This is a genomic window from Micromonospora sp. NPDC047548, assembly GCF_040642975.1.
Lineage (GTDB): Bacteria > Actinomycetota > Actinomycetes > Mycobacteriales > Micromonosporaceae > Micromonospora.
Genome location: NZ_JBEYTI010000070.1, coordinates 1 through 17,744 on the forward strand (window position 1 = coordinate 1; position 17,744 = coordinate 17,744).

Annotated in this window: 13 protein-coding genes and 4 pseudogenes; 4 read left to right on the forward strand and 13 right to left on the reverse strand. The window is 68.7% G+C overall.

Annotated elements, in window-relative coordinates; all coding sequences use genetic code 11:
* Positions 1-587: 587 nt before the first annotated feature.
* Both ABZ807_RS31345 and ABZ807_RS31350 read right to left on the reverse strand, forming a co-directional pair.
* On the reverse strand, positions 588-1,514 hold the full coding sequence (locus tag ABZ807_RS31345; protein ID WP_357166120.1) for a serine hydrolase: 927 nt from the start codon (positions 1,512-1,514) through the stop codon (positions 588-590).
* Entirely contained in the window at positions 1,511-2,515 is a 1,005-nt protein-coding gene (locus tag ABZ807_RS31350) for a LysR family transcriptional regulator (RefSeq protein ID WP_357166123.1), read from the reverse strand. The genes ABZ807_RS31345 and ABZ807_RS31350 overlap by 4 nt, the downstream gene beginning before the upstream one ends.
* Before the next feature lie 311 nt (positions 2,516-2,826).
* On the opposite strand from ABZ807_RS31350, the gene bla reads away from it, so the two are divergent.
* Positions 2,827-3,594 carry a class A beta-lactamase gene (bla, locus tag ABZ807_RS31355; protein ID WP_357166126.1) on the forward strand — a complete coding sequence of 256 codons (768 nt, stop codon included), beginning with the start codon at positions 2,827-2,829 and terminating at the stop codon, positions 3,592-3,594.
* Between the two features lie 176 nt (positions 3,595-3,770).
* A complete protein-coding gene (locus ABZ807_RS31360) occupies positions 3,771-5,036 on the forward strand; it encodes a D-alanyl-D-alanine carboxypeptidase (protein ID WP_357166128.1) in 1,266 nt (421 codons plus the stop codon).
* A 367-nt stretch (positions 5,037-5,403) separates the two neighbouring features.
* Here the strand turns inward: ABZ807_RS31360 and ABZ807_RS31365 are convergent.
* Positions 5,404-5,630 (reverse strand): annotated as a pseudogene (locus ABZ807_RS31365) (creatininase family protein); the annotation flags it as partial.
* Positions 5,631-6,908: 1,278 nt separating this feature from the next.
* On the opposite strand from ABZ807_RS31365, the gene ABZ807_RS31370 reads away from it, so the two are divergent.
* Positions 6,909-8,165: a hypothetical protein gene (locus tag ABZ807_RS31370; RefSeq protein WP_357166131.1), complete on the forward strand. Its 1,257-nt coding sequence runs from the start codon at positions 6,909-6,911 to the stop codon at positions 8,163-8,165.
* A gap of 85 nt (positions 8,166-8,250) precedes the next feature.
* On the opposite strand, the gene ABZ807_RS31375 is transcribed toward ABZ807_RS31370, so the two are convergent.
* The 5 genes and pseudogenes from ABZ807_RS31375 to ABZ807_RS31395 form a co-directional block, all read right to left on the reverse strand.
* On the reverse strand, positions 8,251-8,895 hold the full coding sequence (locus tag ABZ807_RS31375; RefSeq protein ID WP_357166134.1) for a response regulator transcription factor: 645 nt from the start codon (positions 8,893-8,895) through the stop codon (positions 8,251-8,253).
* A 14-nt stretch (positions 8,896-8,909) separates the two neighbouring features.
* Positions 8,910-10,235, reverse strand: a complete 1,326-nt coding sequence (locus tag ABZ807_RS31380) for a sensor domain-containing protein (RefSeq protein WP_357166136.1) — start codon at positions 10,233-10,235, stop codon at positions 8,910-8,912.
* Between the two features lie 17 nt (positions 10,236-10,252).
* Positions 10,253-11,023 (reverse strand): ABC transporter permease, encoded by a 771-nt coding sequence (locus tag ABZ807_RS31385; RefSeq protein WP_357166139.1) that lies wholly within the window; start codon positions 11,021-11,023, stop codon positions 10,253-10,255.
* Between the two features lie 80 nt (positions 11,024-11,103).
* Positions 11,104-11,744 (reverse strand): annotated as a pseudogene (locus ABZ807_RS31390) (ATP-binding cassette domain-containing protein); the annotation flags it as partial.
* Positions 11,745-12,607: 863 nt separating this feature from the next.
* Entirely contained in the window at positions 12,608-13,684 is a 1,077-nt protein-coding gene (locus tag ABZ807_RS31395) for an integrase core domain-containing protein (RefSeq protein ID WP_357166141.1), read from the reverse strand.
* A 388-nt stretch (positions 13,685-14,072) separates the two neighbouring features.
* Here ABZ807_RS31395 and ABZ807_RS31400 point away from each other — a divergent pair.
* Positions 14,073-14,210: pseudogene (locus ABZ807_RS31400) on the forward strand (LysR family transcriptional regulator); the annotation flags it as partial.
* A 37-nt stretch (positions 14,211-14,247) separates the two neighbouring features.
* Here ABZ807_RS31400 and ABZ807_RS31405 read toward each other — a convergent pair.
* The 5 genes and pseudogenes from ABZ807_RS31405 to ABZ807_RS31425 all read right to left on the reverse strand — a co-directional run.
* Positions 14,248-14,430, reverse strand: a pseudogene (locus ABZ807_RS31405) (transposase); the annotation flags it as partial.
* Between the two features lie 23 nt (positions 14,431-14,453).
* On the reverse strand, positions 14,454-15,785 hold the full coding sequence (locus ABZ807_RS31410; RefSeq protein ID WP_357166144.1) for a hypothetical protein: 1,332 nt from the start codon (positions 15,783-15,785) through the stop codon (positions 14,454-14,456).
* A complete protein-coding gene (locus tag ABZ807_RS31415; RefSeq protein ID WP_357166153.1) occupies positions 15,782-16,342 on the reverse strand; it encodes a SigE family RNA polymerase sigma factor in 561 nt (186 codons plus the stop codon). The genes ABZ807_RS31410 and ABZ807_RS31415 overlap by 4 nt, the downstream gene beginning before the upstream one ends.
* Before the next feature lie 197 nt (positions 16,343-16,539).
* The gene (locus ABZ807_RS31420) at positions 16,540-16,812 is read right to left on the reverse strand and encodes a hypothetical protein (RefSeq protein ID WP_357166147.1); all 273 of its coding nucleotides are present in this window, start codon (positions 16,810-16,812) and stop codon (positions 16,540-16,542) included.
* Between the two features lie 287 nt (positions 16,813-17,099).
* Positions 17,100-17,744: integrase core domain-containing protein (locus ABZ807_RS31425; RefSeq protein WP_357166150.1), on the reverse strand; the 645-nt coding region annotated here is incomplete at its 5' end.

Genomic DNA, 17,744 nt, shown 5'->3' on the forward strand with positions numbered 1-17,744 from the left:
TGGGGATCGGCGCCATGGTCATCGCCTCGACCTCGACGTCGGTGCGGGTCTGATCAGCGTCGATTTTCAGGAACACGTCGCCGACGCGCAGGGTCCACCGACGTCACCGGCTTTAACGCGTGCGACTGCGCGGTCGACCGCAGCCCGCTGCCCGGTCGCATGGCCGACCCACTCACATCGGCGTTAGCCAGCCAACCGCACCACCGGCTTTAGTTAGCCCGCCGGCCGGATGCCGTGACCTTCAACTGAGCCGTCTGCGCAAGTCAACTCGGTTGAGGACGTGGCAAAGGAGTGAGTGGCTGCGACCAGGAGAGCATGGCCGCTAGCTGCGCCCGTGGCGTACACCGTGGGCAGGGCGGGTAGATCGTCGAGGAGAGCCTGGCCCACATCAGACGCAGCCTGCGGCACTCACCTACAGGTCCCGCGGCTGGGTCACCACCCGGAACTCCGGCTCATCACCACACTCACCCACTTCGGGGCCGCCGTCGACGTCACCATCGCTGAACTGCGACTGGAAGCATTCCGGCCGGCCGACGAGCGAACAGCGCCTCACTGGCCGAGCTTGTTACGTGGTGAACACCATCCTTTCAGCTTCGCAGGCTTTCGAAGGCGGAGCGGGCGGCGGCGCCGATGGCGAGGTCGATGTCGGGGGCGTTGCTCGCTCGATGGTGGGAGCGGGTGAGGGCGGCGATCGCTACACGGTCGCCGGATTCTGTTGTCACAACGCCGATCTCATGTCGTAGATGAAGGAATGTGCCGGTCTTGCCGCTGACACGTACGGTGTCGGTGCGTAGGTCGCTGGAGAGGCGTTGGTTGAAGACCTGGAGCGCCATCAGGCGGCGCAGCTCGGCGGTGGCTTCGGGTTGCGAGATCTGGTCAAGCCATACCCGCTGCAGCAGTCGAACGAGGGCGGCGGCACTGCCGACGTTCGCGTGTGCCGGGTTGAGTGTCTCGATGGAATGCTGTCCGGTGGCGTCGTCACGGATCGCCAGTTCTCGGGCGAGCCCGAAGTCGTTGCCGGCGATGTCGGCGGCGCATTCGTACATGCGCTGCATACGGTGGCGTACTCGGATGCCGGCGCATCCCCACGCGCGGAGGCGCTTGTCGACGACGTCGACGCCCACCAGGTCGAACAGGGCGTCAGCGCTGGCGTTGTCGCTGACGGTCAGCATCTGGTGGATCAGGTCCGCGACGGCGAGGGTCGCTGGGTACCGGAAGGCGGCGACGCCGGTCAGTCCGATGCTTTTGGTCGCCGGTTCGATGGTTACCGGCATCGCCGGGTCGAGCTCGCCGCCCGCGATCTGGTCGAGCACTACCAGAGCCAGCGGGACCTTGGCGACCGACGCCATCGGCACGGGTGTGTCTACGTCGAACCCGAGCTCTTCGCCGGTGCCAATGTTGCGGGCGAGCAGGTGACCGGTGGCGCCGACCTGCTCCCATTGCTCGGCGATCGACTCGGCGACCGCGAGGAGATCTGGTGTGCTGGCGACGTACGCCGCAGGGTGCGGCCTCATCCGTGCGCCGCCAACCAGGTACGAGCGTCCAGCTGGTTGGAGCCGTGGTCTGCCGCCGGTGACTCCCCGGCGGAACCGGGGACAGCGCCGATCGCGTCGGCGACTAGCGGTTCCATCCAGTCGAGGGCGGGGCCTTCACGGTTGCCGGCCCGCCGGCTGGACGTCGCCAATTCGTACCCGCGATGCAGCGTCGGGTCCGCCAACGGCGACCACGACAGGTCGTAACGGCGCGCGAACGGCTCGCTGCACAGCAGTACGGCATGGCCGGCGAGGGTTTCGGCCACCGCGGTGGCGGTAGCCGCGACGCGGCGCACGCGCGTTGGTGGGACGCCGGCGCGAGCGATCGCCTTGTCGAGCCGGTCCGCCGCGAATCCGACCTGGTCTTCAGCGGTGACGAGGATCACCGGTGACGAGCCGCTGCCGGCACCTCGTCGCGGTCGCAGGCTCTCCAGGTGCACCGGCCTGTTTCTGGCTCGGCTGGGGAGGGGTGCCGAGCCGGTCATCGGGTCGAGGGAGGCCAAGCCGAGCGGCACGTGGTGAGGTGCCGCCCCCGGCGGCACCCGCAGCAGGGCGAACGCCAACGAGCCATCGGCCACACCGCTCGCCCGTTCGTCGGCGGGCAGTTCCTGCACGCGGATCGACAGGCCGCGTTCGGTCCCTGCTCGGATGACGCGCGCCAGGCAGGCCGGGTCGGCATCCGGCGGCACGCCCAGCGTCTGCGCCACCGAAGCCAGCGCCGCCTTGGCTACCTGACGCAGATGGTCGACGCGGCGCAGCACCTCTTTGGCGTGTGGAAGCAGTTGAACGCCAAGATCGGTGCTGGTGATCTGGCGCCGGGTACGGTCGAACAGCTCGCCACCGAGGTGTTGCTCCAAGGTTTTGATCCGCCGGCTGAGTACCGGTTGCGCGACGTAGAGAAGGCCGGCGGCCTTGGAGAAGCTGGCCTCCTCGGCCACGGCGACGTATGCCTCGAGGTGCGCGAGCAGGTCCACAACCTCCACTTATATTACAACGATATAGGTTGCTCACATATCACTCTTGGACCTAGATCCGAATCGCTGATTAGCTCGGTTCGACCCATCGCCATGAAGGAGCCACCTTGCCTGATTCAGCGCTCGACCGACAGGCACACCGCGGGAAGGGGCCTTCGGCGGCATCGCCACCGACCATCACCCGCCGCGCTCTTCTCGGCGCCACAGCGCTTCTACCGCTAGCCGGTTGCGCCAGAAACGACACGACGGCAACCCTGCCCCCATCCGCGTCCGTTTCGGCTCCACCCGCTATCGCCGAAACGGCGCACCACGATCGGCTGGTGGAGTTGGAGCGGAAGTTCGACGCACGTCTGGGGGTGTATGCCCTCGCCGCCGGCACGGGTGTCACCATCGCGCATCGGGCAGACGAACGATTCGCGTTCTGCTCAACGTTCAAGACACTAGCGGCGGCAGCGGTCTTGCACGGCAAACCAATGTCTCATTTGGACACCGTCGTCAGGTACACCGAAAGCGACCTCATGAAAAGTTCCGCTATCACGAGACGGCATGTCGACACGGGAATGACCATCCGGCAGGTGTGTGACGCCGCCATCCGTTACAGCGACGGCACCGCCGGCAATCTCCTGCTTCGCGACCTCGGTGGGCCGGCCAAGCTCACGTCGTATGTACGTCGCCTCGGCGATGCGGTCACCCGCGCCGACCGGACGGAGCCGACGTTGTGGCAGGCCGTTCCCGGAGACCTCCGGGACACGACGACGCCCCGGGCTATCGGCGGCGACTATCACAAGATCGTGCTGGGGGACGCCCTGCCGAACGACAAGGGTGCATTTCTCCGGGATCTGTTGGAACGCAACGCCACCAGTGCCGGAGCTCAACGGATCCGGGCGGGCGTACCGCGGGGATGGGTCGTGGCCGACAAGACCGGGACCGGCAACTACGGCACACTCAACGACATCGCCATCGTGTGGCCGCCGAACTCCGCACCACTCGTGATCGCGATCATGTCCAGCAAAGCCACCAAGAGAGCCGAATACCAGCAGGCGCTCATCGCCGACGCCGCCGCGTACGTGGTGGAAAGGCTGACCTGATGCGCACAACAAACGGCTTCTGTCTGCTCGCCGCTTCCACCGTGATGCACCCGCGCCGCACCGTTGAGATGCGGGAACAGTGCGGCACCCACTGGCGGGACATCTCGCCTGTAACCGACGATGAGAGACCGACAAGCCGTCCAGGCGACTGCGGTGGACGGATACGCCCGTTGCAGGTGATCAACGTTGTCCCGCCACAACGCCCAACCCGGCATCGGGCCGGCGGTCACTGGTTGCTGATCAGCGGCCTGCTGACCCTGCTCCTGGCCGCTGCCGCCGTGTTCGCGGTCGCGCCGCTGCGCCACCCGCTGCCCGCGCCGACGGTCACCCGGACCCTGCCCGCGTCGACGATCATCCCCGGCAAGGCACCCAGGGTGCCGTGGCCGGCGACCGGGCAGGCCGCCCTCTCGGTGGAGAGGATCGGCTCCCTGGGCACCTCGGGCGGTAGCAAGCCGGTGCCGATCGCGAGCGTGAGCAAGGTGATGACCGCGTACGTCATCCTCACCGAGCATCCCCTCGACCGGGGCGAGCATGGCCCGAAGCTCACCGTGAGCGAGCAGCAGGCCGCCGCGTACCCGGCGGAGCAGGCGCGTGGCGAGTCCCTCGTGCCGGTCGTCGCGGGCGCGGTCTTCACCGAACGACAGGCGCTGCAGGCGGTGATGCTGCCCTCGGCGAACAACCTGGCGCGGATCCTTGCCGCCTGGGACGCCGGCAGCATCGAGGCCTTCGTGGCCAAGATGAACGACACCGCCGCCGAGCTCGGCATGAAAGACACCCACTACACCGACCCGGCCGGGTACGACCCCGGCACGGTGAGCACCGCCGTCGACCAGGTGATCCTGGCCCGCAAGGCGATGAAACTGCCGGCGTTCGCGGAGATCGCGGCGCAGAAGCAGGCCACCCTGCCGGTCGCCGGCACCGTGCACAACTACAACTCACTGGTCGGCAAGGACGGAGTCGTGGGGATCAAGACCGGCTCCACCGACGAGGCCGGCGGCTGCCTGGTCTTCGCCGCCGTCACCAAGGTGGGCGGCCGGAAGATCACCATCGTCGGCGCCGTCCTGGGGCAGCCCGGCGCTCACACCCCCGAGCAACTGGACCGGGTGTTCCGGGCCACCCGACCGCTGGTCCGCACCGCCACCGCCGCTCTCGGGGTGCACCCCGTCGTCCGGGCCGGCGACCAGGTCGCCACCATCCGAGGACCGTTGGACGCGGGCACCACGCTCAACGCCGCCCAGGACCTGACCGTCGTGGGCTGGCCCGGCATGCGGGTACGGCTGGACCTCGACATCCCGACCGTACCGGCAGAGCTGCCGGCCGAGGCCGAACACGGCCGGCTCAAAGCCATCACCGGCACAGGCGCCCCGATTGCCACCCCGCTCCGCACCGGCGCAGGACTGGAGCCGCCGAGCACCTGGGACCGGATCCGGCTGCACCGCTGATCCGGCGGTGCCGGCAGAGTCACGACCGGAGTCGTACGGGCGGACTGAGCAGGGCGGACGACGCCGAGGGCATGGACGTTGTGGGCTTCGCCGCGAGGACGGTGGCGTGGTGGCGAAGCGAAGCGTCGAGTTCGACCGCGAGTAGTCGTTGGGGTGCCGATGCCGCCATGCATTCACTGGACGGGTCAGCATATTCGCCACGATCGCGCTCAGCGCCGGAGTCGACATCAAAGTCGTCTCCGAACAACTCGGCCACTCCACCACCACCCTGACCCGCGACACCTACCAATCGTCACCAAGGAACTACTGCACCAGGCCGCCGACGCCGTCGCCAACAAGATCCACGCAATAGCTCCAGAAAGACGCAGGTGCCAGCCCAGGCGCTGTGTTCGTGGGAGCAGGAGATCGTGACCGGCGGGAGCAGGAACAGGTCGTAGGCCGCCGCGACCCGCTCGGCGACGGCGCAGGCGACGATGGTGTCGTCGCCAAGGGCAGACACGCGCCGTGCTGCTCGAAGCTGCCGACGGGCAGCACCGCGGCCGGAGCGGCTCGTCGCTGTTCTTCGTCATTGGTGGTGGTCGGCAGCATCATCATCGGCTAATCGTTGCAGGCGTCGAGGGCGGCGCGATAGGCGTCAGCGCCGGCACAACCGCGAGGTCGCGGTGCCGGCGCAGCCGCCGGCCAGCCCTTGGTTCGCTGCAGATGCTCGCCGAGCGGCCACGCTTCGGGAACCATGATATCGATGTCTCAGGTTGTCGGCGCGCATGATGCGGAGTGAGTGGCCGGGTGCGGCTCACGTCGTGACCTGAGCCAAGACTTCCACGGAGTGTTGCCGCCGAGGCGCGCTCCTGCCGGCCGGCGGCTCCCGGGCCGGGAGAGCGGGCGGCGAATCATGATCTTGGATGATGTGCGCGGTGTGTGCTCTCCAGCGGATGCCAACCGGGGTCAGCCGGTGCCAACGCGTGCCACCGTGGCCGACGGGCCGGTCGCAAACCGGGCTTGTGTGCTCCGGGTGTGGTCCTGGGCTGGGAGAACGGGGCTACGGGTGACGTGGGTGAACGTGGGCCACTCCCTGCCACCCCAGGTGAACGCCCAGGTCGCTAGACTAGGCCCTCGCGCCCTCGTAGCTCAGGGGATAGAGCATCGGTTTCCTAACCGGATGCTCCGCCCGTATCCGGAGGCTGATGACCTGCGGCTTTTCGTTTTCTGCCTGCGTATGCCGGTCGCAGCGGGGTGTTGCTGTGGTCGCTTGCCAAAAGATCAGCCAGGCGGCGTTCCTCATGGTCCAAACCGTGAGGGAAGGACCGCGGTGGACAGTGCCTCGTTGCCCCTGACCATGCGATAGAACCCTGAATCGAGCCTTCTGATCAGTAGTCCGAACCCATCAGATGCTCTCTGCGCTGCATAACAGCAGCTTTGCGCGTTTCGCTTGGCGCTGGTCCGTACCGAAATTGGCGGCTGAATATCTGCTGGTCAGGGCGACCCAGCGCATGTGGCGCCAGGTCCACCCGTGAAGCGATCGCACGTGCGTGACGAATCTTGCTGATTCTGATCCGATAGTGCTGGTCGAGCGCCGGACATTCGAGCACCAACGGAGCACCACCGCGATTCGGTAACAGGCAGCACGAATTGCTTGTCCGCCACCTCGTCGCCGCCTCCACGGGCCCAACAACTCGCCCCCGTCGCTGGGCTACGGGGGTTATCCCCCACACGAATGTGGGTGGAAGCTGCCTTCTACCGAACAACGTGACGCTCGTAGCGTGAGGCCGATGAAGGGCAGCCGCAGGCGCGGCCCTGGTTTCCTTAGTTTAGGAGTCGCTCATGGTAGGGAGATTCCGCACAGCCCTGTTCGCTTCGTTGATTGTTGGCTGTGTGACGGTCGCGTCCGCGGCACCCTCGTCCGCCTCCCGCAACGTCGCACCGCAGGCCCGGCCGCGAGCTGACGGGCCGGCTCGGCTGAAACTGCCGGCGCCGACCGGGCCCTATCCGGTGGGTACGGTCGACCTGCACCTGATCGACCGCTCTCGTACCGACCCGTGGACGGCCACCCCGGTCCACCGCGAGCTGATGATCAGCCTCTGGTACCCGGCCACCGACGTGGGCCGCTTCCCGCGGGCACCCCACATGACGCCCGGCGCGGCGGCCCACTTCGGCAGCGCCGCCGGCGTCGGTGCCAGCCTGTACGGCATACCAGCGGGATCGGTGGACTTTGCCGCGACCCGGAGCAGTGGCCACCAGGGCGCGCCGGTGGCGCGGCGCAAGCGGCCGTATCCGGTGGTGTTGTACTCGCCCGGTGCCGGTGACCCGCGGACCTGGGGAACCACGGTGGTACAGGACCTGGCCAGCCGCGGGTACGTGGTGGTGACCATCGACCACACCTACGACGCGTCCGAGGTGGAGTTCCCGGACGGCCGGGTCGTCGGCACCCTGCTGCCGGAGCTGTTCGGGCAGGCGCAGCAGCCCGACGAGTTCCAGAGGCTGGGGGCCAGGGTGTTCGACACGCGGGTCGCGGACACCCGCTTCGTGCTCGACCAGCTGGCGGCTCTCGACCGGGGCACGAATCCGGACGCGGAGGGCAGGCCGCTTCCCAGGGGCGTCGCCGGTGCCCTGGATCTCCACCGAACGGGCATGTTCGGCGTCTCGGCGGGCGGGCTGACCGCCTTCCAGGCGATGAGCGACGATCCCCGCGTCACGGTCGCCATCGACATCGGCGGCAGCATCGAGACGCCGATCATCCCCGACCCTATCCAGCTGTGGCCGGTGGCGCGGCGCGGACTGGACCGGCCGTTCATGTTCCTGGGCGACCCCGGCACCGACCACCGCCAGACGCCGTCCTGGCGGATGGTGTGGGACAACAGCAGCGGCTGGCACGTCGACCTGCGGCTCGACGGCGCGAAGAGCGAGGACTCCTACAAGGACCTGGTGCCGTTGCTCCCGCAGATCGCCCGGCAGCTCGGCCTCCCCGACAGCTTCGTCACCGAGACCATCGGCAGCATCGAGCCGACCCGAGCCGTCCGCACCGAGGAGACCCTGGTCGCCGCCTTCTTCGACAGGTGGCTACGCGGCCGGGAGGGTCAGGTGCTGGACGGTCCGTCGCCACGACTGCGCGGCGTCACGTTCGTCCCCTGACGCGAGGGCTGTCCCCGCCGGCTGGCAGCCATTTCGGCTGCCGGCCGGCGAGTACGCGTGACGCTGGATTCCGGGCCACGTGCGGTCAGCCGCCGAGATGGCGGAGGACGGCCAGAACCCGACGGTTGTCGCCGTCGGAGGAGGGCAGACCGAGTCTCGCGAAGATGTTCGCCACGTGCTTCTCCACCACTCCGGGGGTGATGACGAGAGCCGCCGCGATCCCGGCGTTGGACCGGCCCTCGGCCATCAGCGAGAGCACCTCACGCTCCCGTGGGGTCAGCGACGTCAGCCCGGCGGTGTCCCGTCCGGCCCGCATCAGGTGGCCGACCACCTCCGGGTCCAGCGCGGTGCCGCCGGACGCCACCCGGGTCAGCGCGTCCACGAAGTCGGCGACGTCGGCGACGCGGTCCTTGAGCAGGTAACCGACGCCGGTGGGTCGGTCGGCGAGCAGACGGGTCGCGTAGCGGGTCTCCACGTACTGGGAGAACAACAGCACGCCGACGCCGAGGTGGTCGCGGCGTATGTCGATCGCGGCGCGCAGCCCCTCGTCGGTGTGTGTCGGCGGCATCCGGATGTCGACGACGGCCACGTCCGGCACGGAGGCGGCGACCGCCGACCGCAACGTGTCCGCGTCGGCCACCGCCGCGCACACGTCGAAGCCGCGTTCGGTGAGCAGTCGGACCAGTCCTTCGCGCATCATCGCGGCGTCCTCCGCGATTACCACCCGCATGCCATCGCCTCCGTTCACGCGTGTGTGGGCAGTTCGATCTCGACCCGGGTCGGGCCCCCGGTCGGACTGTGCACGCGCATCCGGCCGTCCACGACCGCGATGCGGCGGGCCAGTCCGGTCAGCCCGGGGCCGTCCGGGTTCGCCCCGCCGGCGCCGTCGTCGGTGACGGTCAGCGTCAGGCGCTCGCCGGATCGCACGACGCCGAGCCCGACGCGGGTCGCGCGGCTGTGCTTGGCCGCGTTCGCGAGCAGTTCGGTGGCGCAGAAGTAGGCGATGGTCTCGATCGCGGGCGCCGGACGGTCGGTCAGCTCGACGGTCACGGTGACCGGGACCGCGCTGCTGGTGGCGAGCGTCGCCAGCGCGTCGCCGAGCCCGTTGTCGAGCACCGGCGGATGGATCCCGCGTACCAGGTCGCGCAGTTCGGCGAGGGCGTCCTTCGCGCCGCGGTGGGCGAGCGTGACCAGTTCGCGGGCCTGCGCGAGGTCGGGTGGCGGGCCGTCGACACCGAGCTTCTCGGCCGCCATGCCGAGGTTCATCGCCAGCGTGGCCAGCCGGATCTGCGCGCCGTCATGCAGGTCCCGTTCCAGCCGGCGCATCATCGTGGCCGCGTCGTCGATCGCTTGTGCCCGGCTGACCTGTAGTTGGCGTACCCGTTCGGCGAGCCGGCGCGGGCCGAGCAGCCGCCGCATCGCGGCCACGTCCGCTGTCGTACCGGCCCGCATCAGCCACGGCGCGACCAGCAGCATGGCGAGACCGGCCGCGGCGATGAGGAACGTTCCGGCGAACGTCCACGCACCGATGGGGCCGAACGGGGTCAGTGCCCACACCGGCCCGAGGCGGGTACCGGGCGGATGGTTGCGGAACAGCGGCCACCACAGCGGGTAGCTGAGGTTGACCGGGCCGAACACGTAACAGAACGCCCCGTACACCTGGGGGATGGCCAGGGGCACCTTGAGCAGGCCGTATCCGACGGCACGCCAGCCCGGTCCGTCGGCGACCAGCGCACCGACCCGCTTCGAGGGCCGGGATGGTGGGGCGTCCACGTGCACGTCGAGCAGCCGGGACGCGAGCCGGCGGTGCACGGTTCCCATCGCGCGCCCGGTCGGGGCGGCCAGCACGACCAGGAGCGCGACGGTGAGCGGGAGCAGCACCAGGAACAGCGGCGCGACGGCCGGGGCGGGCTCTCGGGACATGGCTCCGGTCGCCCAGAGGATGAGGACGCCCAGGGCCGGCACGATCACCGGTACGGCCAGGACCATGACCGCGCTGACCACACCGATCACGCAGAACACAGCTTGGCGCAAGGCCACGGTGGTGAACGGAGCGTGTAGCGCGGTCATCGGCCCATTGTCGTCGGTCACGCGTCGCGGAAGCGGAGCAGAACGCCACCGCAGAGGATCGCCACCGCCGCGTACCCACACATCAGCAGCACGCTGATCCACCCGGCGAACAGCCCGGGTATCGGCGAGGTCACCGCGACCGAGTTGAGCAGCATCAGCAGCGGCACGAAGCGTCCGACCGCGATTCCGTTCTCGCCGAACAGTCCGATCACGATCATCGGGACGAACATCAGACCGAACAGCGTGCCGATCGCGGCGCCCGAGTGCCGCACCACCGTCCCGATGCCGACCCCGATCAGCGCGGTGGCGGCCAGATAGACGCCGGTCAGCAGGACCGCGCGCAGGATCGCCGGGTCCCCGAGGGAAGCGACCGGGATGGCGGTGCCGCGGATCGCGAGCTGCCCGCCCAGATAGCCGGCGAAGCTCCCGACCAGGCCGACGGCGAGAGCCGCACCACCGCACACCACGGCCTTCGCGGCCAGGACGGTCAGACGCCGCGGTACGGCGGCGAACGTCGAGCGGATCTGCCCGGTGCCGTATTCGCCGGTCACCATCAGGACACCGAGCGCGCCGAGGAGAAGTTGGGCCAGGACGGCCCCGCCGAGGCTGTTGTTCAGGATCTGGGCGGCGGTGGCAACCGGCGTGTGTGACCGGTAGCCGAGTCCCACCCCCGCCCCTGCCGCCGCCATCGAGACCATCGTCGCGGTCGTCAGCCACCATGTCGACCGGACGCTGCGCAGCTTGATCCACTCCATCCGGGCCACGTGCCGGAATCCGTATCCATTCATGACACTTCCGTTCCGCGGTAGTCGGTGACCTGCGAGGTGAGCCGGAAGAACGCGTCCTCCAGGGTGTCGTGGCGGCCCGCGAGCTCGGCGACGGTGGTCTCGGCCAGCAGTCGACCCCGGCCGATGACCACGAGCCGGTCCGCGGTCAGCGCCATCTCGGCGATCAGGTGGCTGGACACGAACACCGTCCGGCCCTTGGCGGCCAGTGCGCGCAGCAGGTCGCGGATCCAGCGGATGCCTTCCGGGTCCAGCCCGTTGACCGGCTCGTCGAGCAGGAGGACGCCCGGGTCGCCTAGCAGCGCCACCGCGACGCCGAGCCGCTGGCGCATGCCGAGCGAGTACGTACCAGCGCGCCGCTGCGCCGCGTCGGACAGGCCCACGACGCGCAACACCTGGTCAACCTGGGAGCGGGAGATGTCGTTGCTCGCGGCCAGCGCGCTCAGGTGCGCGTGGCCGCTGCGGCCGGGATGGAACGCCCCGGCGTCGAGGAGCGCGCCGACGGTTCTCAGCGGCCACCTCAGGTCCGCGTACCGGACGCCGCCGATCAGCGCCTCACCATGGTCCGGGCATCCAGACCCAGGATCATCCGCATTGTCGTCGACTTGCCGGACCCGTTCGGGCCGAGGAAACCGGTCACTACCCCCGGCTGGACCTGGACGCTCAGCCCGTCCACCGCGACCCGGTCCACGTAGCTTTTGGTCAACTCCCGTAGTTCGATCACAAGATCGACGTTAGGCAAACGCCGGCGGCGGTCAGAAGCCGGAAACCACCCGACTCCACCTGGTGGTTTTCCCCTAGCGGACCGACGCGGGACGGGTCGCTCCGAATCGGCGGCGTGTGTGCATCTGGGCGGTCCGTTCGGCGGGGAAGCAAATTGCTCGGCTGGCGGAAACTGGTGCGCCGGCGTGGTTGCCGGCCGGCCCAACGTCGGTCACCCGGTCGTACCACTGCTTCAATTCCGGCCGCGCTCCCTCGTCCGCCATCAGGGCAAGCTGGAACCTTCGCGCTGCGGCCCTTGCACCGCTGGGTTCGGTGGGGGCCTGTCTCGCACATCGTGTCCGAGGTGCCTGCCGGCGGCGGCGGCAGGCTGGCGCTGCCGTGCCCGCTGGGCCGGGAGTGGGGATGGCTGGAGTGTGTTCCGCCGTGCCTGTGGCTGACATTCGAGGTGCCACCCACTCCCGCCTCGCCAGGCGGGTTGGTTGAACGGGCGCGGCGCCGCTGGCCGTAGACCCTGATGCCCGGAGGCGGTGGGTATGGCTGCGTGTGTTTCGCCGAGATCCAATGGCTGACGGTAGGAGATGCCGCCCGCCGCTTCGTCGTCTGTTGATCCGGTAGACCGCTGATGGAGATTCGCGACCTTGATCGCATCGCTAGAAGGTGCCGGCAAACCCGAACCCGCAGACGAGGGTTATCCGAGAGAACCGACCAACGAAGGAGAGGCGAGACGGTGGCGAAACTGTGGATCGGCGTGGACATCGGCAAGCCCCACCACCACGTGGCCACCGTTGACGGTGACGGCCGGCTCGTCTACTCCCGCCGGGTCGCCAACGACGAGACCTGTACCGCTCGAAAAGTCGGTCAGAGCTACGCCACCTGGGAGTATTCGTTGATCGGCCCGTTGAGGATCTTCCTACGCCGCACTCGTGCGGCGGTCAGGTCGACGACCGGTCGTGGCGGCATGTCGGTGGCGTTGGGCGGTTGTTGGTGCCGGGCTTGGTGCGGCCGGTGGTCGTTGTAGTGGGCCACGTACTCCTCGAGGGCGGCCAGTAGGTGTCGCCTGTTGTAGATAAGCATCCGGTCGAGACACTCACGGCGGACCGTGCGAACCCACCGCTGCGCGTACGCGTTCGCCCGCGGCGCCCGAGGCGGAGTGCGCAGGATCTCGATGCCCTCGGCGATGAAGACCTCGTCGAACGTGGCGATGTACTTGCTGTCACGGTCTCGGATCAAGAACCTGAACCGGGCGACTCGGTCGCCAAGATCCAGCAGCAGATTCCGGGCCTGCTGGGTGACCCACTCCCCTGTCGGATGCGTGGTGACACCGAGGACGTGTACGCGCCGGGTCTCGACCTCCATTAGGAACAGTACGTAGATGCGGGTCAGCCCGATCGTGTCCACGTGCAGGACATCGCAGGCCAGGATGCCCTTGGCCTGGGCGGTCAGGAACTGGGTCCAGGTCGGCCCGCCGCGTCGCGGAGCCGGGTCAACACCGGCGGCGGTCAGGATGGTCCACACCGTGCTGGCCGCGACCCGATAGCCGAGCCGGAGCAGTTCGCCCTGCACCCGGCGGTGGCCCCAGGTCGGGTTCTCCCGGGCCAGGCGCAGCACCAGGGTGCGGATCTCCGCCCGTATCGGTGGGCGCCCTGGTCGTCGTTTCGGGTAGGTCCACTTTCTGGCGACCAGCTCACGGTGCCACCGCAGCAGGGTGACTGGGGTGACGAAGAACGTCGACCAGCGGGACCGAGGCAGCAGCCGCGACAGGGGTGACAGCACCAACCGGTCGACGGGCTCGAGGTCCGGGCGTGCGACCTGCCGGCGCAGCACCGCGACCTGATGACGTAGCACAAGAATCTCGAGATCCTTGGACCGCTCGCCACGCAGGCCTTGCACCACGAGCCGCAGGATCTGACACAGGATCAGGTACCCGAAGGACAGGAACATGCCCGCCACCATGCCTCGCGGTCGGCTGGCTGGGTCGCACAAAACCGCACCTCAGAGGCCAGAACCGGGTTTCCGAGCGGTACACCCTTCCGCCGGCGTCGCTGATCGGAGTGGACTACCTCTTCGAGCCCGACGTGCTCGTCGACGTGGAGGCGACCGCAATCTCGCAGTGAGTGCTTCCTGCTCGATGGGAGCCGCCCGGGGTGGACGAGCTGGTGCGTCGGCATCGCGAGATTGAGACAGCGGTCCGCACGGCCACGCGTCGGTGTCGCCACCTCACGCCCTGCATCACCTTGTGTCATCGTGCCCAGCATCAGGCCGGCTCCGGCCTGATGCTGGGCAGGTGCCGCGCCAGTTCATCCATGCGCTCCGGGTATAGGTTCGGTGAGTGGATGTGGTCGCCGCCTGCCGGGCCTTCGTCGCGGTCAGCGGCCACGGCAGCTTCACCTCCGGGGCCGCCGCTGCGGGCATCCCCCAGTCGGTCGCCAGTCGCCGTATCGCCGCCCTGGAGGAGCACTTCGGGGCGCACTGCTCAGCCCTGGCAGCAGACCACGATCGATGCGGTCTTGCCGCTGCCAGGTGTAGATCGACTGGCCGCTGATGCCCAGGTCCCTGGCCACGTCGGTCACCGATTGGCCGGACTCGATCAGGTCCAAGACCTTGCGCTTGAACTCCGGTGGGTAGCCCCGTCGGTCCCATGCCACTCTCCTCAACATCGAGTGACACAAGATCCCAACAATCCACATCCGCGCAACCCGGGGCAGACCAGTCAGGTGGTGCACGCCGTGGTGACGCCTCTGATTGTGAGCCTCCAGTCGCAGCCGGTGGGTGCGATGGAGATGATGCCGTCTACGGGTCGGTCAGCCAACAGGGTGACGCTGCCGTTCGGCAGGTGCCACTTCAACAGGCCCTCACGGTCGGTGCGGACGAGAACGTCGTCGCCATTCGCCCAGCCGAGCACGGCGCAGCACCCGGCGGTGCGACCAGGGCCGAGATCCAGCAGATGGACGACCTTTCCTGTCGACACGTTGATGACGACGAGGAACGTGCCGCGCGCCGGTCCGTCCGCCGGCCCGCTGGCCACCTGCGCGATCCGGTCGTGCATCCGCCAACCGCGCGGCGCCAGGTCGGCGATCCGGTAATGCGTGGGCGCGCCCGTCCCCATGTTGAGCTGGCTACGTTCGACAAGACCGCCGTCGTCATAGGACCGGATGATCGGTGACCCACCTGGTGCGCCGTCCATGGTGACTGTGGTGAGCCCATTGCCGCTGCCTACCAGCGGGGTGACGGTACGACCGTCGGCTGCGGCAGAGACGACGGATCCGGCTACGACATCGACGAGCCGGGTGCCTGTACCACTGGACACCAGGACATGCACGCCATCGGCGAGCCAGCTTACGGACTCGTTGAGCCCCGGGACGGGGATGCGCTTCACGGTGCCGGTCACGATGTCGACGGTCACTAGGAAGTCGGGTTGTGGGAACGCCGCCCGCAGACCCATCGGCCCCAGGGAGTTGGTGTCCAGCGGCACGGCGCGGTTACCCGAAGCGTCGCGGGTCAGCCCGAGGTCCACCGGTAGCCGGGCCCAACGGAAGCGACCGTCGCCACTCCCGCCGTTCGCGGCACTCTCCCCATACGCGTAGATGACCACGTTCGAACCGGAGCCGATAGTGGTCGGTGTGGTGAGCAGTACGGCGTGGCTGAGCGGTGCGGCGGCGACGGTGGGCGCGCCCGCAGGCGGGTCCAGTGGGTCCGGCCACTGCCCCCGCGTGTCCGGCTGCTTGGTCAACCTGGCCGGCAGGCGGTCCAACCGCGCCAGTTTCGGCGCTTGCGCATCGGGTCCGAAGGTTTCGTCCGCCGGAACGGGCGTGGGCCGCGCGCCGTCACCGGTGAGGCCGAACGGTGCCGAACCGCGCCCCTCCTGATGCCACCAGGTGACTCCGGCCGTCGAGATGAGGACCACCGCCACCGAGGCGCCCAGGATCTCACGCCGACGACGGCGGACGCGGATGGAGCGCGCTATCACCGCATCCACGGGTGGTGCGCTGGTGATGTCGTCCGCCATGTCGGCGAGCATGCGGCGCAGCGCTTCGCGGCTCAACGGGAACCTCCCCGATCGTCGTGGTGAACCAGTTCGGACAGCTCTGGCGCGAGTTCACGCAGCCGGCGCAAGGCAACCGCCGTCTGGCTCTTGACCGTCCCCACCGAAACACCGAGGATCTCCGCGGTCCGCACCTCTGTGTGATCCTCGAAATAGCGCAGCACCAGGATGGCCCGCTGCTTCGCCGTCAGCCGGCCCAGCGCGACCGCGAAGAGGATCCGTCGCTGGGTCGGTTCGTTGCCGTCGTCCGGTGCCTGGTCGGGAGCCCGGTGGCCGATACCCGGTCGGTCGGGTGGGTCGGCGACGCTGACCTCGCGCCGCATCCTCCGGCGCCACGACACCGCGTCGCGGAATAGGATCACCCGCAGGTACGCCTCGGGATTGCCGTTTCGCAGCTGCCCCCACCGTAGCGCGACCTTGATCAGGGCACCCTGCAACAGGTCTTCCGCGAGATGCCGGTCCCCGCAGACCAGGTACGCCGCACGCAGCATCCGCAACTGGCACGCGCCAGCGAACACCGTGAAGTCCGCGCACTGGTCGATCCGGTCAGAGCCCATACCATCTGAACGTACGGGGCGCCGAAATTGGTTGGGGGTCACTGGAGGCGGGCTCCGGCAGGAGTCGCCGATGGTGGTGGCCACAGCGAGGGGGCGTCCGTCGTGGGTAGTTGGCCTGCTGCCCATGTAGCTCCGGTGGCAGATCCCCAGCCGACTCGTACCAGGGCGATCAGGTACTCGGCACGCACAGGGGTTGGTCAGCTGAGCCAGCCCGCCGAGTGGGCGTGGTCACCGGCGAATGCGGCGAACTGGCGGGCCCATCCGTCGTTGGGCCCGTCGGGCCACACCGGACGGATAGGCATCGGTGGTAGGCCGGTCAGCGGAACGACCACCACGCCGGGCCGCTGGTAGGCGCTCAGCAGCGAGGTGAGCGTCAGGTGTGTGAGGGCGCCCTGGGAGACCAGGCGCAGCACGTCCTCGATGTCGATCGACGGGCAGGTGGCCAGGGGGTGGGTGGTGGAGAGCATCACGGCGCGAGGGGTGCGGGTGGATGACCGGGCCGATGCGTAGCGGTGGCTGCACCGGTGCGGAGGCCACCGGCATCCACGTCACGTACGTGTCAACCGGCCACGGCTTGCCCAGCCAGGAGAACAGATCGGTGGTGGGGATCTCCGATGCCACGATCCGGCACTCCGGATACTGCTTCTCGAACGCCGGTACCAGGGTGGCCGCCACCTCGGCGGGCAGGGTCGTGGAGAAACCCTGTACGGTGCCAAAATTCTGTTTCAGGCTTGTGAGCTGCGAATTTGCGAGTAGCTCAAGCTGCCCGGTGATACTCGTTGATCACGCCGCCCAGGACGCGGCGCCGCCGGATCGGCTTGTCGATAGGGACGACCGCGCCGGGGTCGTAGTCGGGTGGATGCTGGTCCAGGCTCTGGTGGGGCCGGTGTCGGTCGAAGTGGTCCTCATAGTCGTGTAACACCGTACGGGCGTGCTGTTCGTTGTAGATCAATACCCGGTCGGTGCACTCGGCCTGGACATTGCGCACGAAGCGTTCCGCGAACGCGTTCGCCCGGGGGGTGCGTGGCGGGGTCTTCACCACGTCGATGCCTTCGGCGGCGAACACTGTGTCGAACGACGCGGTGAACTTGGCGTCGCGGTCGGGGATCAGGAACCGGAACAGTGTCATACGGTCACCGAGGTCCAGCACCAGGTTGCGGGCCTGCTGGGTAGCCCAGGCGGCGGTCGGGTGGGCGGTGACGCCGAGGATGTGCACCCGTGGGGTCGTGATCTCCATGACGAACAGCACATACAACCGCCGCAGCGTGACGGTGTCGATGTGGAAGTAGTCGGTCGCCAGCAGGCCGGACGCCTGCGCGTGCAGGAACGTCCTCCAATTGGTGTCGATCCCGCGTGGGGCAGGACCGTGCTTCGAGCTCGCGAGGATGCGACGGATGGTGCC